General features: G+C 58.7%; 23 protein-coding genes. 12 read left to right on the top strand and 11 right to left on the bottom strand.

Translation table 11 applies throughout. The features are described from left to right. Positions 1 to 85: 85 nt before the first annotated feature. A complete protein-coding gene (locus P2W41_RS09335; protein WP_292895899.1) occupies positions 86 to 4,891 on the bottom strand; it encodes a hypothetical protein in 4,806 nt (1,601 codons plus the stop codon). 269 nt (positions 4,892 to 5,160) lie between these two features. Between P2W41_RS09335 and P2W41_RS09340 the strand changes: the two genes are divergently transcribed. Beyond that, the gene (locus P2W41_RS09340) at positions 5,161 to 5,514 is read left to right on the top strand and encodes an Hpt domain-containing protein (RefSeq protein ID WP_404933003.1); all 354 of its coding nucleotides are present in this window, start codon (positions 5,161 to 5,163) and stop codon (positions 5,512 to 5,514) included. 149 nt (positions 5,515 to 5,663) lie between these two features. Next, a complete protein-coding gene (locus P2W41_RS09345; RefSeq protein WP_292895895.1) occupies positions 5,664 to 5,984 on the top strand; it encodes a 2Fe-2S iron-sulfur cluster-binding protein in 321 nt (106 codons plus the stop codon). A 40-nt stretch (positions 5,985 to 6,024) separates the two neighbouring features. Here P2W41_RS09345 and P2W41_RS09350 read toward each other — a convergent pair whose 3' ends face one another. Next, complete coding sequence (locus tag P2W41_RS09350) at positions 6,025 to 6,639, bottom strand: DUF922 domain-containing Zn-dependent protease (RefSeq protein ID WP_404933004.1); 615 nt, start codon at positions 6,637 to 6,639, stop codon at positions 6,025 to 6,027. 152 nt (positions 6,640 to 6,791) lie between these two features. Between P2W41_RS09350 and folP the strand changes: the two genes are divergently transcribed. The 3 genes from folP to folK are packed head-to-tail and all read left to right on the top strand — an operon-like array spanning position 6,792 to position 8,514. Next, positions 6,792 to 7,628 carry a dihydropteroate synthase gene (gene folP, locus P2W41_RS09355; RefSeq protein WP_404933005.1) on the top strand — a complete coding sequence of 279 codons (837 nt, stop codon included), beginning with the start codon at positions 6,792 to 6,794 and terminating at the stop codon, positions 7,626 to 7,628. Between the two features lie 15 nt (positions 7,629 to 7,643). Next, positions 7,644 to 8,003: a dihydroneopterin aldolase gene (gene folB, locus P2W41_RS09360; protein WP_229449254.1), complete on the top strand. Its 360-nt coding sequence runs from the start codon at positions 7,644 to 7,646 to the stop codon at positions 8,001 to 8,003. A gap of 1 nt (position 8,004) precedes the next feature. Beyond that, positions 8,005 to 8,514 (top strand): 2-amino-4-hydroxy-6-hydroxymethyldihydropteridine diphosphokinase, encoded by a 510-nt coding sequence (folK, locus tag P2W41_RS09365; protein ID WP_404933006.1) that lies wholly within the window; start codon positions 8,005 to 8,007, stop codon positions 8,512 to 8,514. A gap of 63 nt (positions 8,515 to 8,577) precedes the next feature. On the opposite strand, the gene P2W41_RS09370 is transcribed toward folK, so the two are convergent. From P2W41_RS09370 to P2W41_RS09385, 4 genes are all read right to left on the bottom strand, one after another. Then, a complete protein-coding gene (locus tag P2W41_RS09370) occupies positions 8,578 to 9,123 on the bottom strand; it encodes a hypothetical protein (RefSeq protein WP_404933007.1) in 546 nt (181 codons plus the stop codon). Between the two features lie 200 nt (positions 9,124 to 9,323). Next, complete coding sequence (locus tag P2W41_RS09375; RefSeq protein WP_404933008.1) at positions 9,324 to 10,382, bottom strand: YcjF family protein; 1,059 nt, start codon at positions 10,380 to 10,382, stop codon at positions 9,324 to 9,326. After that, entirely contained in the window at positions 10,379 to 11,860 is a 1,482-nt protein-coding gene (locus tag P2W41_RS09380) for a YcjX family protein (RefSeq protein WP_404933009.1), read from the bottom strand. Before P2W41_RS09380 ends, P2W41_RS09375 begins: the two co-directional genes overlap by 4 nt. A 70-nt stretch (positions 11,861 to 11,930) precedes the next feature. Then, entirely contained in the window at positions 11,931 to 12,437 is a 507-nt protein-coding gene (locus P2W41_RS09385; RefSeq protein WP_292895883.1) for a histidine phosphatase family protein, read from the bottom strand. 265 nt (positions 12,438 to 12,702) lie between these two features. Here P2W41_RS09385 and dksA point away from each other — a divergent pair, with 265 nt between their 5' ends. After that, positions 12,703 to 13,119, top strand: a complete 417-nt coding sequence (gene dksA, locus P2W41_RS09390) for an RNA polymerase-binding protein DksA (RefSeq protein WP_223020818.1) — start codon at positions 12,703 to 12,705, stop codon at positions 13,117 to 13,119. 123 nt (positions 13,120 to 13,242) lie between these two features. Here dksA and P2W41_RS09395 read toward each other — a convergent pair whose 3' ends face one another. Further along, positions 13,243 to 14,106: a flagellar biosynthetic protein FliO gene (locus P2W41_RS09395; RefSeq protein WP_292895880.1), complete on the bottom strand. Its 864-nt coding sequence runs from the start codon at positions 14,104 to 14,106 to the stop codon at positions 13,243 to 13,245. Between the two features lie 241 nt (positions 14,107 to 14,347). Here P2W41_RS09395 and cckA point away from each other — a divergent pair, with 241 nt between their 5' ends. Continuing rightward, positions 14,348 to 16,930 carry a cell cycle histidine kinase CckA gene (gene cckA / locus P2W41_RS09400; RefSeq protein ID WP_404933010.1) on the top strand — a complete coding sequence of 861 codons (2,583 nt, stop codon included), beginning with the start codon at positions 14,348 to 14,350 and terminating at the stop codon, positions 16,928 to 16,930. A 48-nt stretch (positions 16,931 to 16,978) separates the two neighbouring features. On the opposite strand, the gene pncB is transcribed toward cckA, so the two are convergent. Next, positions 16,979 to 18,283, bottom strand: a complete 1,305-nt coding sequence (gene pncB, locus P2W41_RS09405; RefSeq protein ID WP_292895876.1) for a nicotinate phosphoribosyltransferase — start codon at positions 18,281 to 18,283, stop codon at positions 16,979 to 16,981. Positions 18,284 to 18,525: 242 nt separating this feature from the next. Between pncB and P2W41_RS09410 the strand changes: the two genes are divergently transcribed. After that, the gene (locus P2W41_RS09410; protein WP_292900177.1) at positions 18,526 to 18,864 is read left to right on the top strand and encodes a hypothetical protein; all 339 of its coding nucleotides are present in this window, start codon (positions 18,526 to 18,528) and stop codon (positions 18,862 to 18,864) included. Positions 18,865 to 18,895: 31 nt separating this feature from the next. Here the strand turns inward: P2W41_RS09410 and P2W41_RS09415 are convergent, their stop codons facing one another. After that, positions 18,896 to 20,428: an acyl-CoA carboxylase subunit beta gene (locus tag P2W41_RS09415; RefSeq protein WP_292895874.1), complete on the bottom strand. Its 1,533-nt coding sequence runs from the start codon at positions 20,426 to 20,428 to the stop codon at positions 18,896 to 18,898. A 112-nt stretch (positions 20,429 to 20,540) separates the two neighbouring features. Continuing rightward, positions 20,541 to 20,981, bottom strand: coding sequence for a lactoylglutathione lyase (gene gloA / locus P2W41_RS09420; protein ID WP_292895872.1), 441 nt, complete (start codon positions 20,979 to 20,981; stop codon positions 20,541 to 20,543). A gap of 226 nt (positions 20,982 to 21,207) precedes the next feature. On the opposite strand from gloA, the gene P2W41_RS09425 reads away from it, so the two are divergent. The 4 genes from P2W41_RS09425 (at position 21,208) to P2W41_RS09440 (ending at position 23,988) form a co-directional block, all read left to right on the top strand. After that, positions 21,208 to 21,804, top strand: coding sequence for a cold-shock protein (locus tag P2W41_RS09425; protein ID WP_292895870.1), 597 nt, complete (start codon positions 21,208 to 21,210; stop codon positions 21,802 to 21,804). Positions 21,805 to 22,050: 246 nt separating this feature from the next. Beyond that, positions 22,051 to 22,344: a DUF192 domain-containing protein gene (locus P2W41_RS09430; RefSeq protein WP_404934956.1), complete on the top strand. Its 294-nt coding sequence runs from the start codon at positions 22,051 to 22,053 to the stop codon at positions 22,342 to 22,344. Between the two features lie 23 nt (positions 22,345 to 22,367). Then, positions 22,368 to 23,132 (top strand): alpha/beta fold hydrolase, encoded by a 765-nt coding sequence (locus P2W41_RS09435; protein ID WP_404933011.1) that lies wholly within the window; start codon positions 22,368 to 22,370, stop codon positions 23,130 to 23,132. Next, positions 23,119 to 23,988 carry an alpha/beta fold hydrolase gene (locus P2W41_RS09440; RefSeq protein ID WP_404933012.1) on the top strand — a complete coding sequence of 290 codons (870 nt, stop codon included), beginning with the start codon at positions 23,119 to 23,121 and terminating at the stop codon, positions 23,986 to 23,988. Before P2W41_RS09435 ends, P2W41_RS09440 begins: the two co-directional genes overlap by 14 nt. A 4-nt stretch (positions 23,989 to 23,992) precedes the next feature. Here the strand turns inward: P2W41_RS09440 and P2W41_RS09445 are convergent, their stop codons facing one another. Further along, on the bottom strand, positions 23,993 to 24,793 hold the full coding sequence (locus tag P2W41_RS09445) for an enoyl-CoA hydratase/isomerase family protein (RefSeq protein ID WP_404933013.1): 801 nt from the start codon (positions 24,791 to 24,793) through the stop codon (positions 23,993 to 23,995). Between the last annotated feature and the right edge of the window lie 188 nt (positions 24,794 to 24,981).

Here is a 24,981-nt window from a genome sequence, read left to right on the forward strand (position 1 = left end):
GGAGACGCGGATCCGAATCCTGCTATCGCAAAAGAAAACGGGCCCTCATGGGGCCCGTTCGCTCATTTGGATTCTAAACCGACTTCTAGCGGAGGCGACCGCTGGCATGAGCCAGCATTGTGTAGACCTTGCCGGTGTCGGAGGTCAGATAGGTCTGGGTCATCATATTGTCGCGATCGGATCGGGAGACATCCCGCAACAGTTTCTCGAAATCGCGGCAGTACAGATCGACTGCAGCATGAAATTCGGGATCGGAACGATACTTGTTCTGAATCTCATCGAACGTCTGTTGTCCCTTGAGCGTATAGAGACGCCGCGTAAAGACGTTCCGCTCGCCGCGACGATAGCGGTCCCAAAGATCGATCGACGCTTCATGATCGATGGCCCGGGCGATATCTACGGAGAGCGAGTTCAGCGATTCCACAACATGCAGGGCTGACCGGTCTTCTTTCTGAACGGACGAGGCCGGGCGTTCGCGCTCGTCGCGACCTTCGTCGTTTGAAGCGCTGCGCAGGAGGTCGCGAATCCAGCCGCCGCCTGCTGCTGGCTGGCTGGCTGGCTGCGGCGCACGCGCGGTCTCCGTGGGGCGCGGCGCCGGAGCGGTGGTCTGCCGCGGTCTCTCGATGACGGGCTGCGCAGCTCCAGCCGGTGCCTGCGGAGCAGGCGAAGGCGACGGCTGGCGCAGTGGAGGCGTGTCTGCCGGCAGGCGATTTTCGCCCGCTCGATCCCGTCCATGCATCCGACCGGACTTGGATACGATATCAGAAAGCTCCTTCAGCGCGTTCACCTGCTCCGTGATCGCGTTGCGCATAGCCGAAGTGGATTGCTTGGCTTCTGCCGGCAATTCGGCAATGCCGCGCTTCACGTCACTGCGCGTCTGCTCGAGTTCGTTGCGGATCTCCGCAGCCGTGCGCCGGATTTCTTCTGTTGCTCCGCTAAAGCGGCTTGTGGCAGCTTCGACGACCTCGGCAATCGACTGACGGATGCCTTCGACGGACTGCTGCGTGCGCCCCTCGGCTGTGGTGAGCGTGCGGGCAACAAAATCCTCGAACGCGTTCATGGTGCGCTCGATGTGCTCGGATTTTTCCGCAAGGCCGGAGGCGAGGGCTTCCAGCGCTTTCTGGCGATCCTCAAGATTGCCGCTCAAGCCCGATTGCGCGCGCTCCAGAAGCTCCGATGCTGTCTCCAGCACCTTGCTGTGATCTTCGAAGCGGCTTGCTATGGCCGAGATTTCGCGAAGTGTCCTGTCGGAGAAGTCGGCCAGACGACCGGAATTTGCATTGATGAGGCTCGCCGAATTGGAGAAGGTCTCGGCAGCCTTTTCCGCATTCTCAGCAAAGCTGGTCGCAGTGGTGCTGAGGCGTTCGTCTACCTCAGAGAGATTCTTCGACGCCGTGGAAATCAACGCACCCAAACGCTGGCCAGAAACGCCGAGTTTCTGAAGAAGCTCGTCGATATGTCCGGTCAGGTTCGTCTGTACATTTTCGAAAGCCGACAGAGCTTCGTTCGTCCGGTTGGTCAGCGCATTGAGGAGAGCAGCGTTCTCTGACTGCAGACGCTGCGTCGTTTCCGTCGTGATCGCCTGAATGCTGTCACGCAGCTCGCCGCCGCTGGCAGCGAAACGTTCCACAAGCGGCTTCGCCGTCTCATCCAGGATACGGGACATTTCGGCGGTGCGACCCGCCAGGATGGCGTTGAGCTCGCGGGTGCGTTCTTCCAGGCTCGATACGGTTTCGTTCGTACGTTTGCCGATGTGCTCGTCGACCGATGCAAAGGTCTGAGCGATCGTGTCGGCAGTGGAAACGAGGCGGGCCTGCGTGGTGGAGAGCTGCTGGTTGACGTGTTGCGCAACCGATTCGGCACTTTCGCGCAGACGCGTATCGGCTTCGTTGATGCCTCCGGAAATCGCGCTGGCGATCATGCTTGCACTGTTCGACAGGCGTTCCTGAAGTTGCGAAAGCGATTCACTCATGGCACTGGCACGTGCGTCGAGCTCGGCCGATGTCTGGTGGGTGCGGGCGATGACGCGCTGGTCGAAACTCTCGAAGGTCTTCGAGAGATCTTCGGTGCGCGCCGTGAGCTGCTCGGTGGTCTGGTCGACCCGGTTCAGAAGCTTGCGATCCGCTGCATCAAAGGTGTCTGTGATTGTCTTGGTATGCTGCGACAACGTCTCCGCGGTCGTCTCAAGGCGTGCCGCGATCCGGCCGTCGACCTCTGCGAAGGTTTGCGCGAAGACGCCGGCACGTTCGGTAAAGCGAGCCGAGGCATCGTCAAATGTCCGGTCGATGTCCTCAATGCGTGCGCCGAGGGTTGACGCGGTCTGTTCGGCGCGCGCGGCAATGCGCTTGTCTGCATCTTCGAACACCTTGGCTGCTTCCTCGTTCAGTGTCGAGGTTGCCTCTATGACCTTGTCGCGCAGGGCGCCTGCAACGACAACGGCGCTGTTCTCCAGGGTGCTGCGGACATTTTCCACGCCAATGGAAAGCGCTTTTTCCATTGTCTGGGTGCGCTCTTCGATGATCCCGGTCTGCTTGGTGAAGATCTCGTTGACGCGGATCGCTTCGTCTTCGATCACGGCGTTGAGCGCGGTGCGGTGTTCATCGATCCTGGCAATGTTGGCGTCGAGCGCTTCACCAAAACTGTCACGTGTCTTGGCTAGCTGCTGCACCTGCTCGCCGATCCCGGCTTCGAAGGTGGCGCGTGCCAGATCGAGTTTCTCCATATCCGTGCTGAATGCGCCGGAGAGCCGCTGGTGTGTCTCCTCGAAAGCCTGGATTTGACGCTGCGCGGCCTCGCTCATGCGCGACTGGGTTGCGTCGATACGCTCAATGCCTTCGTCGAACTGGGCAGCCATCTGCGACCAGTTCTGGTCGAGACGTTTGCCAAACTCACCTGCGGTGTTTTCCAGCATGATGCTGGTCGAGGCCACAAGGTCGGACAGCTCGCTGCTGAGGGCGGTTTTGCCTGCCTCGACAGCAGCCGAGACCTCGTCCTTGCCCTGGGCGAAGGTGTTCGCGATCTCCCGGGTTCGTTCGACCAGGGTCTCGTTGATGCTACGCGCCCGAGCTTCGAGAGCGGAGTTCAGCTTCTGAGTACCCGCGTCCAGCGCCTCGGCGCGCGTGGTGAACTCGGCGATAAGAGCCCGGCCACGCTCGGTGACGGCGTTTTCCAACTGTCCGAGACGGGTGTCGAACTCACTCGTCAGAGATTCGGTTGCCTCGCCCAGCGAAGACATCAGAGCGGAACTGCGGGTCTCGAACAGCGAACTGAGCGAGCGTGTCGTCTGGTCCGTGCGCTCGGCGAGGGTAGCCATGCGCTCATCGAACAGATTGCCGAGTGTCTGCGCGGCTTCCTGCGTTTCCTTCGTGAGTGTGCCGAGACGCGAATCGAGAACCTTTGTCAGGGTCTGTTCGGCATCCTGCGTGTTCTGGCTGAAGGTGGAGATGCGCGAGTCGAGAACGCTGCCAAGCTTGGTGGCTGCTTCTTCGGCGCCATCGGCAAGCGCGGAGACGCGTGAATCGAGCAGGCCACCAATCTTCTCGGTGGCTTCGTCCGTCCTCTGCGCGAGGGTGGCCATCCGTGTGTCGAACAAGGTGGCGAGGTTATGGGTCGCATCTTCCGTGCCCTTGGTCAGGGAGGCGATGCGGGTATCGAGAAGGCTTGCCACGGCATCGCCCGACGTCGTGATCCGCTCCGAAAGGCTTTGGATCCGATCGTCAATGCCCTTGTGGAGGTTTCCACCCGTGCCCTCGAGCTGCTTCAGAAGGGCCTCGCTCGATGCGTTCACCGAGGCTGCAAGTTGTCGGGATGCATCGGCAATGGTCGCGCGGATGCGCTCGCCGGCCGTATCCAGTTCATCTTTCAGAATCTCGTGTGCGCCGGCAATGGACGCACGAACGCGTTCTGCGTGGCCTACAATGCCTTCGCGCTCAGATCCGAGGCCATCCACCAGATGGCGGATGCGCGTTTCGTTTTCCGAATAGGCGCGCTCAAGTTCACTTACCTCGGTGTGTACCAGTGTTTCGAGTTCCACGGCGCGCGAGAGGGTGCGATCCATGCCGTCACCCATCGCCTGCACTTCGCGACGAACCGCCTGGCCAACGGTCATAATGCGTTCGTGGGCAAGGTTTTCTGGTTCGGCAAGGCGGAAGGCTGCCTCAGCCATTGATTGCGCGGCCAGCCTCATCTCCTGAGCGCGGCGCACCATGACGGCAAAGCCCCAGAACAGGATGACCGGTACGACAATGCCTACGAGCAGCGCGATTGCATGCGGTGCCGCCAAAAGGGCATCGGTAGAGCGGATTTGCCAAAGATCGGGGCCATAGAGCATCTGGCCGAGGAGAAGGCCGCCGCCAATCCAGAGGGCCGAAAGGATGGCGACGAGCCAATAGGCAGTGTTCGGGGCGCGACGGTCGAACTTGCGCATGACTGCACTGAAGTCGCCGGCCCGGTCGTCGTTGGCGGGTGCAAATGGCTGGGCAGCAGTGTGCTCGGGCTCGGGATCGACCGGTGTGAGGTTCTTCCGGTTGGCAGGGGTTTCCTGGGATTTCTCGGGCCTGGCGACGGTGCTGCTGGCTTTCTCAGGCGCAGCGGCGGTCGAAACCGGAGTGCTCGCCTTTGCGCCCGGGGCATTTTTAGCCGTTTCCTTGGAGGATGGCGCGGTGTCTTTCTTCTCGCTCACGGCGACTTTCTCGTCTCCGTTCTGATCGCGATTTTCGCGCGCGAGTTCCTCGGCCGCTGCAGAAATCTGCGCTTCCAGGTCCTCCATGGAGGCGGCGATGTCCAGGTCGCCATTCTCCAAGCCGTCTGCAAGCTCCAGGTCGAGGGCATCCTCGAGTTCCTTCGCAAAATCGCGCTTGGGTTGATTCTTCTTTGCTACTGTACGCGCCATACCGCCAAACCTCAGCTACTCTCTGCCGGAGCCTCATACGCAAACCAGAGGAACCTCGTACTCCGACACTATGCCCAAAATGAGCCAAGCGTATCGTAATGGGACAAGGCTCCGTTGAAAACACGCAATCGGTCGGATGTGTAAAAGTTTAAACATAAGGTTAACGACGTTTATGGTGAAACAGTCGCTTTGCACTGAAGCCGTTAACCCGTTGTCCATCCGGCATTAATAGGGTGTGAAAGGTGACGTAGAGGAAGTCGGGGATCAGGGTGCAGATCATTTCAGGTGGGCTTTTTGACGAGGGGCATTCAGCAACGGGCGTGATACCGTTCGATCTGAAGCATCTGGCACGTCAAACCATGGGCGATGAAATGTTGGCGCTGGAAATCCTTGGTATGTTTCGGCGACAGATCGAGGGAATGAGCGAGCGCATGCGTGGATGTGACCTTCAATCGAGACGCGAGATGGCACATGCGCTTGTCGGTTCTGCGCGAGGAGTTGGAGCAGGGGCGATTGCTGCCTGCGCTGCGGCGATCGAAAAGAATCCGGCAAATGATGAAGGCATAACGCAATTGGCGAAATTAATCTGCGAAGCCAATGAATTCATTTCGAGATTGCGATAATCTTTCACCGCAGGCGCAGCCATGGATTGCCTTTGCGGTCCAAAAAACATAAGTGAAACGCGAAACTTGGGCGTAGTGGCCTATGTGCTGTTGCCTCCAGTGCCTCGCCCCGCAATTTGCGACAATCCTACCAACTGCTGAGTGCCCGCATGCCGAAGATCACCTATATCGTCCCCGATGGCACGCGCTTCGATGTCGATGCCGACAACGGATCCACGGTCATGGAAAACGCAATTCGCAACGCCGTGCCCGGCATCGAAGCGGAGTGTGGCGGGGCCTGCGCCTGTGCGACTTGCCACGTCTATGTGGGTGAAGAGTGGTCTGACACGGTCGGACAGCCTGAAGCCATGGAAGAGGACATGCTGGACTTTGCCTACGAGGTTCAGCCGACGTCACGTTTGTCCTGTCAGATCATTGTGCGCGACGAACTGGACGGTCTCGTTGTTCGCATTCCCGAGCGACAAGCCTGACTTGTTGGCTTTCGCAAGCCAAGGGGCGTATCGAAGCGCTTTACCCGGGGTTTCGCCCTTTTTCGAGCTGCTCCAGCCGGTAGTTTAGCAGGCGCATCAATCGCCATTCGAAATTGCCGCTTTCGATCCGGTCGAATCGCGCTTGTGCTGCATCGTGTTCCTCGAGCTTCTTCTGTGTCACGCGTTCGGCGCGCGCCTGGAGCGTTTCACACGAGGCGTGCGGGGCAAGATCTCCGATTTCGCGTTCTATGCTGCGTGCGTAGCGTTTGGCGATCCCCAGATGGCTCTCTTCATGGCGTTTGATGTCTTTGGAGAGTGTGTCCCAGACGAGAGCGGTTTCCGGGCCAGCGGTCTTGCGGTTGCGCCAGCGCGGAAGGAAAACGCGCGCATCGACTGTGACTTTCACGTCGGCGATGCGGCAACGGCGCTTGTGTTCCTTGTACGTAATCTTGGTCTTGAACTCCATACGCGTGGCGCCGGGGTGACGTTGCCCGGTGCTTTGCACATGGGGCCCCCGTGAACGGAGCTGTTGCTCTATCTCGCTCAGCGTTTTCCCGCCGATCGAGAAGTAAGTATAGGTACGGGAAATGTCGGCGCTTTCGGCGGGCCATGCAACAAAGGCCAGCAGGGCGAATGTCAGCGTGATGCGTTTCATATTGTCTCCCAAAAACACCCTGCGACTTCGGCCGCACGATGACAAGCCTGGCCTGAGCGGTTTCCGACTCGATCCGTCAAACACATTGCGGTTGATTTTGGCGGCAATGAGCCGCAAAAACGCCTGATTGTGATCCGGAGGCTGAAAGCCCTATGATTTTTCCTGTCTGGAGACTTGCGCACGGGCGCGAACTTGTTCTCGGACCAGATGCCATCATCATGGGCATTTTGAACGTTACACCGGACAGTTTTTCCGATGGTGGCGCTTTTGTGAGTCTGGAGGCTGCGCTCCGTCAGGCCGAGCGATTAATCGGAGACGGGGCACATATCGTCGATATTGGCGGTGAATCGACGCGTCCAGGCGGTGCCCCTGTGTCCGCAAGCGAAGAGCAGGACCGGATCTTGCCGGTGTTCGAAGCGCTCGCCGGCCGCGATGACATTTTACTCTCTGTAGACACCTATCGGGCCGAGACAGCCCGGCTTGCGGTCGCGGCGGGAGCGCATATCGTCAATGATGTCTGGGGGCTCCAGCGTGAGCCGGGTATTGCGGCTGTTGCTGCGAAAAGCGGGGCAGGGCTTGCCATCATGCACACGGGCCGCGAGCGTGAGAAGCTGCCTGATGTAATTGCAGACCAGTTCTCGTTCCTGCGGCTCTCTCTGGAGATTGCTCGTCAGGCAGGTGTCAGAGACGAACAGATCATACTGGATCCGGGATTTGGCTTTGCCAAGGATACGGCGGAGAATGTCGAGATCATGGCCCGTTTCGAAGAATTGGCAGGGCTTGCCTTTCCTCTCCTTGTCGGTACATCGCGGAAGCGCTTTGTCGGGGCTGTCACAGGCCGGGAGAGTGCCGAAGCGCGGGATGTGGGAACAGCCGCGACCAGTGCGCTGCTGAGAATGAAGGGCGCGGCCGTTTTTCGCGTGCACAATGTCGCAATCAACAGGGATTCCCTGAGAATTGCGGATGCTATGCTTGCAGCTCAGAGATAGGCCGGTGAGGCGATGATGTATGTAATCCGGATGAAGAACTGCGCTTTCTTCGCGCGACATGGCGTGCATGACGAAGAGGAGCGCCTGGGGCAGCGTTTTTATGTGGACGCGGAGCTGACCGTAGAGCCCGGGAGGGCACTTAGCGACGATTCCCTTGAGGGGACAGTTGATTACGGCGCCGCCTTCAAGGTCATTGAAGAGATCATTTCCGGCAAACGCCGCTTTCTGATCGAGGCGTTGGCACTCGAGGTAGCGAAGGCCCTTGCTTCCCGTTTCCCGCAGATCGCGCGCTCCGAAATCACGATACGCAAGCCCAACGCACCCGTTCCCGGGGTCTTGGACTATGTCGAGGTTTCCCTGGCCTGGCCCCAATAAGATGCAGGATGTCTATTTGGGGTTGGGTGGCAATGTCGGCGATCCACGTCGCGCGATGCAGATGGTTTTGTCCACGTTGGATGCCAGGGATGATACTGAAGTCCGTTTAGTTTCATCGCTCTACCGAACGCCGCCGTGGGGCAAGCTTGATCAGCCTGATTTTCTCAACGCCGTTGCCTGGGTGCGCACCAGTCTTGCTCCGCACCCGCTCCTTGAACAATGCCTGACGATTGAGCGCGTGCTCAAGCGCGTGCGCCAGGAGCGCTGGGGACCGCGCCCCATCGACGTGGACGTACTTTTTTATGGAGACAGGGTCGTGGATGACGCCGGGTTGACAATACCTCATCCGCGCATGGCTGAGCGTGCGTTTGTCCTGGCTCCGCTGGCCGAGATCGCGCCGGCGCTGGAGATCGGCGGACGATCAGTCAGGACACTTCTGGAAACGCTTGATCAGAGCGGCATGGAGCGCATCACACGGGACGGATGGTGGTGGCGCGAGGGCAGCGCATAGAAGGCAGTCGACAAGGGATTCTCACTCTATAGAGGCGAGAACGCCTCTCTATGGTGCAGCCGGTTATTGGCGAGCGATGGCTTCAATGCCACCGGAATCCGTGCGCTTCAGCTTCATTCCGATCACAGGAACCATGTCATCGTTCACCTGCACGGATATCGTGATGTGCATGGTATTTTTGTCGCTGATGCGCGCGCGCATGGCACCGCTCAGTGAGGAGCGGTGAAGCGCGAAGACCACATCGTTCCCAATGACCTTGCCTCCGGTAACATCGAGACCCTTTCCGGCTGCGCCATCAAGGAATGTGCCACGGTAGCCGCCTTTTTCGCGGACAACACTGGCCTTCATTGGTTGCGTGAAAACCCCGACACGGCAAGTTCCGTCCAGCGCCATCCCGATATTTTTCTCGGGGGTGCCGCCGTCGAAATTGCAGACGAATTTCGTTCCCTTGTACTTGCCGGCGACGATTTCGCCCGGGCCAGACCAGCTTCCTTCGACGGACTGGAAAAAACGCCTCTCGCTTTCTGAAGCTTCCGCCGCGCCGGCCATTCCGGACATTGGGGCTGCAGCAGCGGCCAAAAGGGCAAGCTTGAGCGCGAATTTCAGCATGAGCTAAATGACCAAGTCTGGTTGAAACAAAATCTGACGGGAATCCTGCCGCAGATTGGTTAAGGCTTTATCTACCATACTGGAGCGATTCGGTGCAGCCGCTGTGCGCATCAAACCTTGGCGCCCAGACATGATGTTTGCCGGGTGTGTCTTTTGAGACTCACCTGGCTGCCTCGTGTGTGCGGAAGAGTCGTTTCCGCCTACGCGCTGTCTTTGCTCGCATTCTTGGTTGCAGTGAAACTCGTCAGCGCTTTTAGGAAATCTCCCACACCAGGCCGCGGAATGGCGTTGAAGGGCAGCGGCCGGGCTGCATCCATTGCAGCAATGCCGATGCGCGCCGTCATCATGCCATTGACCACGCCTTCGCCGAGTTTTGCAGACAGGCGCGCAGCGAGCCCGTGGCCGACGACCTGCTGCACAAGGGTTTCACCCGCAGCCATGGAGCCGGTGATTGCAAGATGTGCGAGAATGCTGCGCACGAGACGCATGAATCCTAGAAATCCGGGCCGCGCGCCGTAGAGGTCGGCGATGCGTCGCGTCAGCCGTGCGGCCTCGAAAAGCACATAGACGATATCAACAAGTGCACGGGGGGAGACGGCTGTTACCACCGAAACCCGCTTGGCAGCATTCAAAACTTGCGTGCGCGCCAACGCATCGAGGGGGGCAAGGAGTTCCTTCTCGGCAACTGCGAGCAGGTCCGCGCCGTCGATCACATCATCGTTCAGACCGTGGAGAGTCTTGCGTCCGGCCGCCGTCTCGGGCTTTTGCGCAAGAAGACCCACGAGATGTTCCACCGTTTTCCGGGCTTCTCTGGCGTCATTTCGAAGGATCGCATCCGTCGCATCCCGACGCAGGGCTTCGATGGAAGCGAGCCGCATGATGCCGAGCACCTCCCGAACGATGATTGCCACGAAGGCAGTCAAAGCGATCGCGGCCACGCCCAGCGCCAGCCAGCCAAGCCAGTCGGCACGGTTGAAAAGATCTCGGATCAACCGGTCGGTCCAAAGGCCGATCGCCAACGAAATGAGAATTCCGAATGCTGCGAAGAACACACGCCCGAGGAGGGATCGGCGGCGAGGCGGGACGGGTGGTGGGTCAGTGAATGCCGGGTCCGGGCTGGCAAAGAAATCGTCGCTTTCGGCGACCACCGCTACCGCCTTGCCCGGCTCGATTGACCGGGGTTTCCGTTTGGTCGCCGGCTTTTCGGGATTGGCGGATTTCGGTGGATCGATGCGAAATGAAGCGGGCGCTCTCTTCATGCAAGATGGTCTCCGACGAGAAACTGAAGGGCCCGGTCAAGTCTGATATGCGGTAGTGAAAGGGTAATGCCTTCTGCCGTCCGTTCCAGCCGCGGTGGACGGAACCGCACAAAACGAAGCGATTGTTCTGGAGCGGGGCTGCTGCTGTCTTGATCCGGTTTCGGCTGTTGAAAGATCAGGCCGGGCTTTTCTGGCAGATCGCCCGGAAAAACAGCCGTTTCCGTTTCGCCGTCGAATGTGTCGCCGGCGATGGTCTCACCCTCGAGAGGTGTTCCGATAATGACAGGCAGTGTTTCCCTGCCTTGTCTCACTGTTCCTTCGCGTGTGGCCCGTACGGCTGCCATTGCGAGGACGTCCACCGTGGCGCCGGAGAAATCGGCCCTGGCAATGGCGCGGTCGGCGAGCCTTCGCACGATCGCCTGCAACCGGTCATGGCTCTCATGATGAATATGATCTGCCTTGGTCGCAGCGACGAGTATCCGGTCAATGCGATGGGAAATCAGCCCGGTCAGAAGATTTCCACGCCCCTGACGAAAGCACGAAAGGATCTCCGTCAGTGCCCGTTCGAGGTCGGTCACCGCCTCAGCTCCGGCGTTCATGGCCTGCATTGCGTCGATCAGAACGATCTGGCGGTCGAGCCGGGCGATGTGCTCGCGGAAGAATGGGCGAACTACATGCGTTTTGTAGGCCTCGTAACGTCGCTCCATCATGGCGTGGAGTGAACCGGACCTGGCCTTTGTGCCAGGCTGGACGTTGAGAGGAGCAAAAGTCAGGGCTGGAGAACCTTCAAGCTCGCCAGGCATCAAAAACCGGCCGGGCGGCAGTGTCGAGAGTGCACGGTGATCGGATTTGCAGGCACGCAGATAGGATGAGAAAGCCTCGAAGAGTCTACGTGCCGTCATTTCGTCGGCTGGTTGGTCCGGGTCGCAATCGCGCGTCTGGCCACGCCACTCCTCCGAGAGATCGGCTCGTACAGGCAGGACTGCCATCTCCAGCGCCTCACGGCTGAAAGTCTCGTAATCCTTCAACAGGAGGGGGAGATCGAGAAGCCATTCTCCAGGATAATCAACGATATCGAAGGACAATTTTCCGCGCGACAGCAGTCGATTCCATGCCGATGCGGATTCAAACTCCACGGTCAGGCGGAGTTCGGAGATGGCGCGCGTGGATTCTGGCCAGACGCGGTTTTCAACAAGCGCGGCAATGTGATCTTCATATTGAAAACGAGGTACGGCATCGTCGGGCTGATGTTCGAGATAGGCTTTTGAAATCCGACCCGAGCTTTGTGCTTCGAAGAGGGGCAGGCGACCGCCATGCAGCAGATTGTGCACGAATGCGGTGATGAACACGGTCTTGCCTGCGCGCGAAAGCCCGGTGACCCCAATTCTAAGCGAGGGCGAAACGAGACCGGCAGCGCGACCGGCGAGCGTGTCGAGAGCAATCCGCGCTTCGTCTGTGTATGTGGTCAATGAAGCCAAATGGCGAAATCCTCAAAAATCGCAAGACCTTGCATATAGGAACCCGAAGCCATGATTGAAGAGCGTTCCCTCAACGATCCGGTTTCAGGAAGGCTTCGAGGCGCCCGCCGTTCCGTCGCACCTTGGAAAGCGGGCCCTCGAAGCTGATCACCGCGAGGCCGCAAGTGGGAAAGCCGGAAGCCGTTGCCTGCATGGCCTGTTGATCCCCCGCGGCAGGAAGTTCGAATGCAAGATCCTCCATCATCGGATTGTGCCCTACCACCAACAGTGTGCTGGCCGCCGGAGCTTCGCGCACGGCCTGGAGGTAATCGGCTGCGTCGGAATTGTACAATTCCCGGATCATATTCGTTTTGGGCGGTTGCTCGAAGAGCGTTGAGACGACGGACTCCAGGGTTTCGACGGCACGCCTTGCCGGCGAACACAAAACCAGATCGGGAATCAATCCGCTGGTGCGCATGCGCTGACCGAGTTTTCTGGCGTCAGTCTGTCCCGAATGGGTCAAAGCGCGCTCGAAATCCGACATGCCGGGCGCCGCCCAGCCGGCTTTCGCGTGACGGAGCAGGAGGAGCCGGGACATTAAAGAAATCCGGAAAAAACTGGAGGAAACGTGCCTGATACACTCCAGATTAAGCCGAGAATGGGAAGTTTTTCTGTCATTTCACTCTCCGTAGAACTCCTTCCAGCCTTATCGGGAGTTTATACGCATCGCGCATCTGGAGTAGGAGATATCCACTTTTTCCGCCGCAATTAACAAAAGCGTGAAGCATGCGGCCTTTGTGCTTGTGGTTGTGGGGGCGGGTGAATATATAGGCGCGGGCGTCACAACATCTCAGGGTGACTCGATGAATGAGCTCAGTAATGCCGAATACGTGCCCACCGAGGACGAGCCCTTCATGAATGAGCGCCAACGTTCATATTTCCGTGCGAAATTGTTGCGTTGGAAAAGCGATATTCTGAAAGAAGCGCGTGAGACCCTCGAGGCACTGCAACAGGAAAGTGCAAACCACCCGGACCTCGCAGACCGAGCGTCGTCCGAAACGGATCGTGCAATCGAATTGCGAGCGCGTGACCGTCAGCGCAAGCTGATCTCCAAGATCGATGCCGCCCTGCAGCGGATCGAGGAGGGGACTTACGGGTATTGCGAGGAGACGGGTGAACCAATTTCACTGAAACGTCTCGATGCGCGCCCGATCGCCACGTTGTCGATTGAGGCACAGGAACGTCATGAACGTCGTGAAAAAGTCTATCGCGACGATTGATTTTTGTTACAGGCTTGGACGGAAGTTTGTCTTGTTTGTACGCGCCACCCTCCGGGTTGGCGCTTTTTTCTTGCCTGGAATGCGCTCGAATGGGAGGTGCCCGAAAAGGGCTGTCGCCAATCGTCAGTGCTTTTGCTCCGAAAGCTCTTCGAGCAGCCTGCTCATTTCATCTTCGAGTGTGTGCTCGCTGGCGCTCTCCTGAGGGCTGGAACGCTCCGCGCGTGAAACATCGAGGTCGACAACAGGGGCGTCACTGGTGCGGGGCGCCTGCACCTCGTCCTGTGTTTGCGGGCGTTCACTCAAATGATCGGCTGCTGGCTCGCGCTTTGGGGCGGAGGGCGTTACCGCGGCCAGAGTACCAGCCGACGTTGCAGCAACGGCGGGCCGTGCAGAGATCGATGTGACAGATTCACGGAGAGGCTGCGCCCCCTCTGCCGGGTATCGACGCGGGGCGGGTACTGGGGTTGGGGCCGGAGCGGACGCTGGTGTCGGCCGGCTGGCTATCTGGATCTCACGGTGCGGCGTTGCAGGCCTGCGCTCGGGCTCCGGCGTTTCTTTTTCTCCCGAAGAGGGCGCGGAGGAGGTCGTATCTCCCTCGCTGTCCGGTTCACCGACGATCAAAGGTTCCGGTTCCGCCGGTGACGGTCGCTCTTCGCGGGTATGGACACTGGGCTCAGATTGAGCAGAAGGCGTTCCTCCGATATTGGCTTCAATCACCAGATCGGTCGGTCCGCCTATGAGAATAAGATGTTCGACCTCGTCGCGGCGCACCAGGACAAGGCGCCTGTTATTGTCCACAGGAGTGGCGTCCGTTACTGCCAGACGTGGCTGCCTGCCCCGTGTACCAGAAATGAAGGTTCCGGCAGTAAAACGACGATTGACCCGTACAAAAACGAGAAGAACAATCGCGACGGCAACGAGAATGATCGTCCAGAAGGCCGCGGTTGCGTAAGCCTCTCCAAATATTCCCACAAGCCAATCGCGCATTCGTTCACTCCACTCTCAATTTGATCCGTCAGGTTATGCGTCCCGCAGGTAGGCGGCAACCCATGGGAGAGCTGCCGCTGCACGGTACCATGGTTTTCAGCAGCAAAATTCGCGCAAAGAATGGCGATTTGCGTTTCGATTACACGTGTACGCTTGCAGATGCCGGGAGCCCTGATATATCCCGGTGAGGCCGGGTTCGCGTGGAGCCCGGCGGGAATTGGGCGCGACAAACGGGAAACGCATGGCCAAGCAGACCGGGGGAGAAATCCACGCAGCACCGATCGTAGACCAGAGCTCTCGACCAGGTGCCATTACGCGTCTGATCATTTTCATTGTTATTCTGACGCTTTCCGCGGTCGCTTTTTCCGTGTTCCGCGAGCGCCTCGGCGAGCCGTTCCTGCTTGGTCTTCTCGGCGTTTTGGCGATGATAGGTGTGGGTTTCCTGTTCGCGACGGCTATTGGCTTCGTGCAGGTCGCCCCGCGTTCGGCAGGCAGTGAACTCTCCAGGGCCTTTGTTGATTCCATGGAGGAGGGCCTTGTGGTTGCGGACACCAAGGGCCGCATCCTTTACGCGAATAATGCTTATGCACAAATGACGGGAGCGACATCGGTGGCCGATGTCAAGACCGTCGACGCGCTGCTGGCGGATAACCCGGAAGCAGCGTCGGTGGTGGAGAAGCTCTCGGCGGGGCTGCGTGATGGACGTTCAGGCGATGGAGAGTTCCGCCTCTCTCGTTCCATCCGTCCCGGCGGTGCATTGGGCGCGCGCTGGTATAGGACATGGGCGCGTATTTTCAAGCTGCCAGGCTATCGCCAGCCTGTGTCGGCGTGGCAAATCGCGGATATCTCGGAAGAGCGTGCCGAACAGGAACGCTTTTTCCTCGATCTTCAAAAGGCGATTGATCACCTGGATCATGCGCCGGCTGGCTTTTTCTCTGCCGATCCGGATGGGCGGGTGACTTACATCAACGCCACGCTTGCGGAGTGGCTGGGCATTGACCTCGCCAACTTTGTACCGGGTGCGGTGCGTTTGCCACAGATCGTTGCGGGCGATGGCATGGCGCTGATCAATGCGGTGAAGGCCGACCCCGGAACCGCGCGCAATGCCGTGATCGATCTCGACCTGTCGACCGTGGATGGCGAGGTGCTTCCAGTGCGGTTCATGCATCGCGTAACTGCCAGCCGCGAGGGAACTCCAGGTGCCACCAGGACGATCGTTTTAAATCGCCAGCTGGGCGAAGACGCATCCGCGGACCTTCGGGCTTCGGAAGTGCGTTTCACCCGTTTCTTCAATTCCACACCGATGGCGATCGCATCTGTGGATCATGAAGGACGAATCCTGCGCACCAACGCGCCATTCCTTTCGCTGTTCTCGCGTGTCGTGGACAGCGATGCTGTGGAACGGCATATCCGGCTCGATGCCGTTATCCATGAGAATGATCGTGAGGCTTTTGCCGTAGCACTCGAAAGGGCGAAGCAGCGCCAGGCAGAAATCGCGCCAATCGACACGATGCTGCCGGATGATGCCGAGCGTCACGTTCGCTTCTACGTCAATCCTGTGGTCGATCACGAAGGCGGCGAAGGCGCTGAGGAAGCCGCAATCGTGTACGCCGTCGAGACCACGGAGCAGAAGGCCCTCGAGGCCCAGATGGCGCAGAGCCAAAAGATGCAGGCAGTGGGACAGCTCGCCGGCGGCATCGCTCACGATTTCAACAATGTCCTTACAGCCATCATCATGGCTTCGGACCTGTTGCTGACCAATCACCGTCCATCCGATCCCTCCTTCCCGGACATCATGAACATCAAGCAGAATGCCAATCGCGCGGCTTCGCTCGTGCGGCAACTTCTTGCGTTCTCGCGAAGGCAGACCCTGCGTCCGGAAGTGCTGAACCTCACGGACGTGCTCGCGGATCTGAGAATGCTGCTTGCGCGCCTTGTCGGCAGCGAGATTTCCCTGTCCATCGAGCATGGGCGTGATCTCTGGCCGGTGAAGGCGGATATCGGCCAGTTTGAACAGGTTGTCGTTAATTTGACGGTGAATGCTCGTGATGCCATGCCGGACGGTGGCAAGCTCGCAGTCCGCACCCGTAACATCTCGGCTGAAGAGTGTGCCCAATTCCCTTATCGCGAGATGATCGCTGCCGATTATGTGGCCGTGGAGGTGAGTGACACGGGCACCGGCATTGATCCCGAAACCATCAAGAAAATCTTTGAGCCGTTCTTCACGACCAAGGAGGTGGGCAAGGGAACCGGCCTTGGTCTTTCCATGGTGTATGGCATCGTCAAACAGACCGGTGGCTACATTTTCTGCGATTCCGAGCTGGGTGAGGGCACGACGTTCCGTATATTCCTGCCACGTCATGTTCCGACCGAAGCCGAGAAAACAGCCGAGGAGGCTGCCGTTCGTGGAAATGATGCAGCAAAGGCCAGAGAAGAGAAACGTGATCTCTCTGGTTCAGCGCGCGTGCTTCTGGTGGAGGACGAGGATGCCGTGCGTATGGGCAGTGTGCGCGCTCTTTCTTCGCGCGGCTATGAGGTGCACGAGGCGAGTTCGGGCGTTGAGGCGCTTGAGATATTCGAGGAACTGGACGGGAAGATCGATATTGTCGTTTCCGACGTTGTGATGCCTGAAATGGACGGGCCGACGCTGCTTGGTGAACTGCGCAAGGTGCAACCCGACATCAAGTTCATCTTTGTGTCGGGATATGCCGAGGACGCATTTGCCAAGAACTTGCCCGAGGACGCGCAGTTTGGCTTCCTGCCCAAGCCATTCTCTCTGAAACAGCTTGCGACTGTTGTGAAGGAAATGCTGGAGGAAACCTGATCGGTGAGGCCGCAAAGCAGCGCTTGCGCGGCCTGGTGGGTTGGGGTCTCAGACTGAGACTCTGCGTCGGACGCGGTTTTGCGCTCCAAACAGTCTTATGTAGCGCTCGATTTCTGCGGGGTCGCCGGTGGCCTTTTCCGGATTGTCGGATAGTTTGACCGCCGGTTGGCCGTTTGCGCGGCTAACCTTGCAGACGACTGAAATCGCTTTCAGACCGTCGACTTCGGTTGGTGCGCAATTTTCGAAATCATTGGTGAGATTCGTGCCCCAGCCGAAAGCCATGCGTACTTCGCCTTCGAAGTGCCGGTAGGTGTTCTCGATCGTGTCCACGTCGAGGCCGTCTGAAAAGATCAGCAGTTTGTCGCGGGGATCTTTTCCGTGCTTGCGCCAGAATTCCATGATGCGTTCTCCACCCTCAATGGGAGGAGCGCTGTCGGGGCGGAAGCCAGTCCAGTCCGCCACCCATGGTGGCGCGTTGCGCAGAAACGTTTCCGTGCCGAATGCGTCGGGAAGCACGATCAACAGATTGCCGCCGTAATAGCTTTGCCAGTCTTCGAGTACCCGATAGGGGGCCTGCAACAGCTCCGCATCGGTTTTGGCCAGGGCAGCCAGCACCATCGGGAGTTCGTGAGCGTTGGTGCCAAGCGCTTCCAAGTCAGTGTCCATGGCAAGGAGCACATTCGAGGTGCCGGTGAACGAATCTCCGATGCCTTCCTTGAGAGCTTCCACACACCAGCGCTGCCACAGGAAGGAGTGCCGCCGCCTTGTGCCGAAATCGGAAATCTTGAGTTCGGGCAGCTTCTTGAGGCGCTCGACCTTCGCCCATACCTTCGCCTTGGCGCGTGCATACAGAACGTCGAGCGCAAATGGACCGAGTGAGCGCATGGCGGCGCGCGACCGCAACTCGTTGATAATGGCCAGGGCCGGAATTTCCCACATGGTGGTTTCCATCCACTTGCCATGGAAATGCAGCTCGTATTGACCACCACGACGGGTGAGCTCGTACTCGGGTAAACGGAAATCTGCGAGCCAGTTGAGGAACTCTGGCTGAAAGATCTGCTTGCGACCGTAAAACGTGTTGCCGGCGAGCCAGATCATTTCCTTTTTGGAGAAACGGATAGCGCGCGCGTGGTCCAGTTGCTCGCGCAGCTCTCCTTCATCGATCTCATCCGCCAGGAGAACGGATTTGTTTCGATTGATGAGGGAGAATGTGGCATCCACGTTCGGATAAAGGCCCCAGATCATCTGCAGCATCAGAAGCTTGTAAAAGTCCGTGTCGAGAAGGCTGCGGCAAATCGGGTCGAGTTTCCAGGCGTGATTGTAGACGCGGCGCGCGATATCGGTTTTCGGCATGGGATCGTTTCCTGAGTGTGTCGGTCACCGGTTCGCGGCGTTTGATCGGCAGACCACACCGGCAAACCGGAATTGTCAACGACCGCCGGCGTCAAACTTGCCTCAATCGCCGCCGCGCTGCGGTCGAACGATCTCTACCGTTGCCATTCTTCAGCTTTGAGGCAATTGCGAAACTGATGGTTAAAGTTTCGTTAACGGATGGGGTGGAGACTGTTTGCGGGAGGAGTCTCGAGGAGATGAGTATGGTCTACTCTGGCTTTTCCACGCGACAACTGGCTTGCAGTGGTGCTTTCCTGTTGGGGGTTTTAACTTCATCCTGGACCGTGGCTGTAGCGCATGAGGCGCCGAGCGGGTGGCGATATCCCTATGCCTGTTGCTCCGACCGCGATTGTCAGCAGGTCTCGAACGCAGCCATCGAAGAGAGACCTGAGGGCTATGTGATCAAGGTGACAGGTGAAGTTCTGCCCTATACGGACAAGCGTGTGCGCAATTCGCCTGACGGGGTGTTTCACTGGTGCTCCGTCGCGGGCAAGAAGGATGGTCGCACCATCTGCCTGTTCGTGCCGCCGCGCAGCTTCTGACAGACTGTGAGACCGGGCGCAGGACAAGACCTCAAAGCGGGATGTTGTCGTGCTTTTTCCAGGGGTTTTTGAGGTCCTTGTTGCGCAGCATCCTTAGTGCGCGCGCGATGCGCATCCGTGTGGAATGAGGCATGATCACCTCGTCCACATAGCCGCGTTCGGCTGCCACGAAGGGGGAAAGGAAGCGGTCTTCGTACATTTTGGTGTGTGCGGCGATCTTTTCGGGATCATCGATGTCCTTGCGGAAGATGATTTCCACAGCACCTTTGGCGCCCATCACGGCAATCTGGGCCGAAGGCCAGGCGTAGTTGATGTCTCCGCGAAGATGCTTGGAGGCCATCACGTCGTAGGCACCCCCGAACGCCTTGCGGGTGATAAGGGTGATCTTCGGGACGGTTGCTTCTGCATAGGCAAAAAGCAGCTTCGCGCCGTGCTTGATCAGACCGCCATACTCCTGCGCGGTGCCGGGTAGAAAACCGGGCACATCCACATAGGTGATTATCGGAATGTTGAAGCAATCGCAGAAGCGGACGAAACGGGCGGCTTTTCTGGATGCGTCGGAATCCAGAACACCTGCCAGCACCATAGGTTGGTTGGCAACGAAACCAACCGTGCGTCCTTCAACGCGACCGAAACCGGTGACGATGTTCTTGGCGAAAGATGCCTGTATTTCGAAGAAATCCGCCTCGTCGCAGGATTTCAGGATCAATTCGCGAATGTCGTAGGGTTTGTTGGCATTGTCCGGGACCAGCCGGTCCAGGGAATAGTCGGGGTCGGACACGGACTGGAAGCACTCCACCTCAGGTAGCTCCCCCGTGTTCGAGGTTGGCAGAAAGTCGATCAGGCGACGCATCTGCAGAAGCGCTTCAACGTCGTTGTCATAGGCGCCGTCAGCTATTGAAGATTTGACCGTGTGGACAGATGCTCCGCCGAGTTCTTCCGCTGTCACGGTTTCGTTGGTCACGGTTTTGACCACGTCCGGTCCAGTGACAAACATGTAGGACGTGTCGCGAACCATGAAGATGAAGTCGGTCATCGCGGGGGAGTAGACATCGCCACCGGCACACGGCCCCATGATGACCGAAATCTGGGGAATGACGCCGGATGCGAGGACATTGCGCTGAAAAATTTCGGCGTAGCCGCCGAGCGCCGCCACGCCTTCCTGGATGCGGGCACCGCCGGCATCGTAAAATCCGATGATGGGCGCGCGGTTCTTGAGCGCCATCTCCTGGACCTTCACCACCTTCTCCGCATGCGCCTCGGAAAGAGAGCCGCCGAACACTGTGAAATCCTTGGCGAAAACGAAAACTGTGCGGCCATTGACTGTGCCCCAGCCCGTCACGACACCGTCGCCGGATATACGTGTTTTTTCCATGCCGAAATCGGTGGATCTATGCTCGACAAACATGTCGAATTCTTCGAAGGATCCCTCGTCGAGGAAGATCTCGATGCGTTCTCGTGCCGTCAACTTGCCTTTGGCGTGCTGGGCATCAACGCGCCGCTGGCCACCACCTTCGCGCGCGGCTGCACGCCTACGTTCCAGCTCGAGAAGAACCTCTTTCATGCTTGTCTCCCCCCAAAGGCGATCAATCAACGGCTCCAATGCTGTTAGCATGGTGTCATCGGCAGGCAAATACGCCGTGCGTCCCATATGACGCACGGCGCGTTTGCAGATTTTACCAGCTGCCGGTGTTTTCCATGGAGGCCCAGGGTTCGGCCGGTTCCTTCGCGCCACCCTTCTGAAGAAGTTCAATGGAGATCCCGTCGGGCGAACGAACAAATGCCATGCGACCGTCGCGAGGGGGGCGGTTTATGGTGACGCCTGCCTTCATCAACCGGTCGCACAAAGCGTAAATGTCATCTACTTCATAGGCCAGGTGCCCGAAATTTCGGCCGCCCTCATAATTCTCCGGATCCCAGTTGTAGGTGAGCTCGACAAGCGGCGCCTGGTCCTCCCTGGCGCGCGATTGATCCGCAGGCGCGGCGAGGAAAACGAGGGTATAGCGCCCTTTTTCATTCTCCGAGCGGCGAACTTCAGTCAATCCGAGTTTGTTACAATAGAAATCGAGCGATTCATCAATGTCTTTTACACGGACCATGGTGTGCAGATAACGCATCTTGTCTCTCGCTTGCTGGTTTACGTATACGGTACGGAGGGTCTACCCGTTCTATTCGGCAATGTTGCACGTTAACCGGTTGTGCCGTTTCGCCGAAATCTCTCAAATCCAGCTGATTTCACCTGCTGTTGAAAATCAGAAACTGGGTCTTGCTATGCCACAAAGCGCCAATGCTATCTTTGAAACACACAGTGAGTCGGGCGGACTTGAGAAAAGGCTTGATGGGATGGACGACAAGTCCTCGACAACCAAGAGGTACGAGGCTGGCGATAAGGCGCCCAAGGCGGATGACGCCGCGGAAGCCGGGGAACTCGTAGAGATCTCCGGGGCCATTAAATGGTTCGACGTGGCGAAAGGCTATGGCTTTATCCTCCCTGACGATGAAGAGCATGGTGATGTGCTACTTCACGTAACTTGCCTGCGCAAGGATGGGTTCCAGGCTGCGCTGGAGGGGGCGAGGATAGAATGTCTTGCCCGCCAGGGCGACAAGGGGCTCCAGGCTTTCAAGGTCGTTTCCATTGACCTTTCGACGGCGACGCATCCCAGCGAGGATCAGGCTCCGCGGACCCATGTTTCGGTGGTTGCGGAAAGCGGGTTGGAGCGGGCGCTTGTCAAATGGTTCAACCGCACGAAGGGGTTTGGTTTCCTGACGCGGGGCGAGGGCACTGAGGACATCTTTGTCCACATGGAGACCCTGCGCCGTTACGGACTGACAGAACTAAGGCCCGGGCAAGTGGTTATTGTTCGCTTCGGCCGTGGCGAAAAAGGCCTTATGGTCGCCGAGATTTATCCGGACAACGGTACGCCTCCACCCACGCACTAGCGCTTGCAAGGCGCGCTCTGGAGAGTTCCGAGAATGCCGAGTTTCCTTTCACGCCTGCCACTTTACGTTCGTTCGTCCGGTCTCACGCTGCTTTTTCTGATAGTCGCACTCAATAGTGGTGTTGCCCAGAACTCTGCAATGCGATTGCCAGTCGATCCAGACCCATTGGTGGTTTTGACATCGGCTGGCGAGGTTACTTTCAGTATCGAGATTGCTGATGAGCCGCTGGAGCGCCAGCGCGGGTTGATGTTCCGGCAGTCCATGCCTTCCGACCGTGGCATGCTTTTTGTATTCCCGACGGAAAGCAGACAAGGGTTTTGGATGCAGAACACACCGCTGGCGCTTGACCTGCTTTTCGTAGGTGCGGATGGAGAGGTCCGGGCAATCGCGCCCGGGATTCCGTTCTCCACGGCGTCCATATCGCCCGACGTGGAATCCCAATTCGTCCTTGAACTGCTGGCCGGAACCGCGCAGAAGGTGGGTATCGAGGTCGGTGATCGTCTGCGCCATCCGCGGATTGAGACTGCCGGCGCACAATAGGCATCAATGGCGTTTTCCTGGATATGCAGTCTTTCACACATGACGGGTTCGACCTCTTCTTCATAGATGAAGGACAGGGCGACCCAATTCTTCTGATACATGGTTTTGCTTCCACGCATTATGTGAACTGGGTGGCACCCGGCTGGGTGAAAACCCTGCGTGATGCCGGCTTCCGCGTGATCGCACTCGACAACCGCGGCCACGGGCGCTCGACCAAGAGCCATGACCGGGACGATTATACCCCTGCAAAAATGGCTGGTGACGCTGCGGCGCTACTTGAACATCTCAATGTGTCGAAGGCCCATGTGATGGGCTATTCAATGGGAGCCCGCATTTCCGCGTTCCTCGCTCTGGGGCACCCGGAAAAGGTTGCCACTTTGATCCTGGGGGGACTGGGACTGGGGATGACTGAGGGCGTCGGAGAGTGGGACGAGATTGCCGAAGCGCTATTGGCTCGCGATCCAGCCAGCATCCAATCCGAGCGCGGTCAGATGTTTCGCAGGTTTGCCGACCAGACGAAAAGCGATCGTGAGGCGCTTGCCGCCTGCATCGCAACCTCGCGTGAACTTTTGCCCCCCCAGGATGCGGGCAGGATCACAGCACCAACGCTCATTGCCGTGGGTACCCGCGATGACATCGCCGGTTCGCCCCAAGGTCTGGCGGATCTGTTGCCCAATGGCATCGCGTTTGCCATTGAGAGACGGGACCATATGCTGGCAGTGGGGGACCGCACATTCAAGGCGCGTGCGCTGGCATTTCTGGAGGAGCACCCTCTTGATCGAACGTAGAGCGATTTCATTTATCGGTGCAGAAAACAATCGTTTGACCGGCGACATCTGGGATGGTGGCGGCCAGCCTGTGGTTTTTTTGCACGGTGGCGGCCAGACCCGCCGTGCATGGGATGCCACGGCGCGGGATGTGGCCGGCCGTGGCATGCGCGCGATAGCGGTCGATCAGCGCGGTCACGGTGAAAGCGCCTGGGTGGATAGCGGGAATTACGGCTTTCACCATTATGGCGCGGATGCAGCTGCGATCTTTCGACAGGTCCAGGAGCAGTTTCACACGCAGCCGGCAGCCGTCGGAGCATCGCTTGGAGGGCTGGCCTCCCTGACGGCTGAAATGCGCGATGGTCCCTTGCTGGACGCGCTGGTTCTGGTCGATATCACACCGCGTCTCGATCCGGCTGGCGTGAACAAAATTCAGGGTTTTATGGGAGAGCGGATGGAAGAGGGGTTTGCATCCCTCGAAGAAGCGGCTGACGCCATAGCAGCCTATCTTCCGCATCGCGCTCCCCGCCGCTCGCTGGAAGGTTTGCGCAAGAACCTGCGTCAGGATGAAGACGGCCGCTATCGCTGGCACTGGGATCCAGCCTTTATCAAGGGTGCGGCGAATATCAATTCAGGTGCCGAAGCGCTGATGCAGGAACTCATTGCGGGTCTGCCGCAACTGCAGCTTCCTGTTCTTCTTGTCCGCGGAATGCGCTCTGAGCTGGTGCAGGAGGCTCATGTCCGGGAGTTTGTGACGCTTGCTCCCGCTGCATCCTATGTGGATGTCGGCGGCGCCGGCCATATGGTTGCGGGTGATCGAAATGATGTGTTTGCAGCCGAGATTCTGAAGTTTCTGGGCCGCGACCAGGTCGCCTGATCGCTCAACGACCCTTAAAACGTGCTGGGCGGCGTTCGCGAAATGCCGAGCGCCCCTCCGCGTAATCCGCACTTTCAAAGGTGATATCACCCAGTCCCTGGGCACGCGAGAAGTCCTCTGCGCGGGAGGTCAGGGCCGCGGCGATGGAAGCCTTGGAGGCGTGAATGGACAATGGAGCGTTGACCGCGAGCATTGCCGCTATCTCATCAGCTCTGCTGACGAGAACGTCCGTGGGAACGATCTCGAGAAGAAACCCGCATTCCCTTGCCCGCGCGGCGTCGATCCGTGCGCCGGTGAATGTGAGGTAGCGCGCCATCTGTGCGCCAGTGGTTGCCACAATGTCTCCCATCGCCTCAACCGGATAGGCGAGGCCGAGGCGTGCTGCGGGAATTGCAAAGAGCGCATCGGGTGTTGAAATGCGCAGGTCGCACGCAGCGGCCAGACCGAAGCCACCACCAAAACAGACACCGGAGATCGCCGCAATGGTCGGCAGGCGCGTGTTGCGGATGGCGGCGAATGCTCGCGCATTCAGGTTCTCATAAGCCCGCGCCGTTTCCGCGTTCCGGCGCACAGTGTCAAATTCCGCGATGTCGGCCCCTGCGCAGAAATTATCGCCTGCACCCCGCAAAATGATGACGCGTACCGTTTCATCGGTCTCAAGCTCTTCAATCGCCTTGACCAGATCGTGCCACATCGCCTGTGAGACGGCATTCATCTTTCCAGGGCGGGAGAGAAGGATCGTGGCGACCCCCTCGGTGCAGGAAACACGCAGGGCTGGCTCACTGGGATGCGCTGGCACGGTCATGCATCAATTTTCCTGTATCTATGCTCACGGATTTTTGCGGTTCAACTACCCCGGCTTCTGACGTATGTTTGCGTGCAAGGCAAGCTTGTGCCTTTTTGTGAGCTTTGCTGGCGGGTGACGCCAAGCGACGACCGCTCGGATGCAGAAAAATTTTGAGATGGAGCGACCTAGGCACGACGGTAGAGACG

Source organism: Nitratireductor sp. L15S-10, from assembly GCF_045011005.1.
Taxonomy (GTDB): Bacteria; Pseudomonadota; Alphaproteobacteria; order Rhizobiales; family Rhizobiaceae; genus Nitratireductor.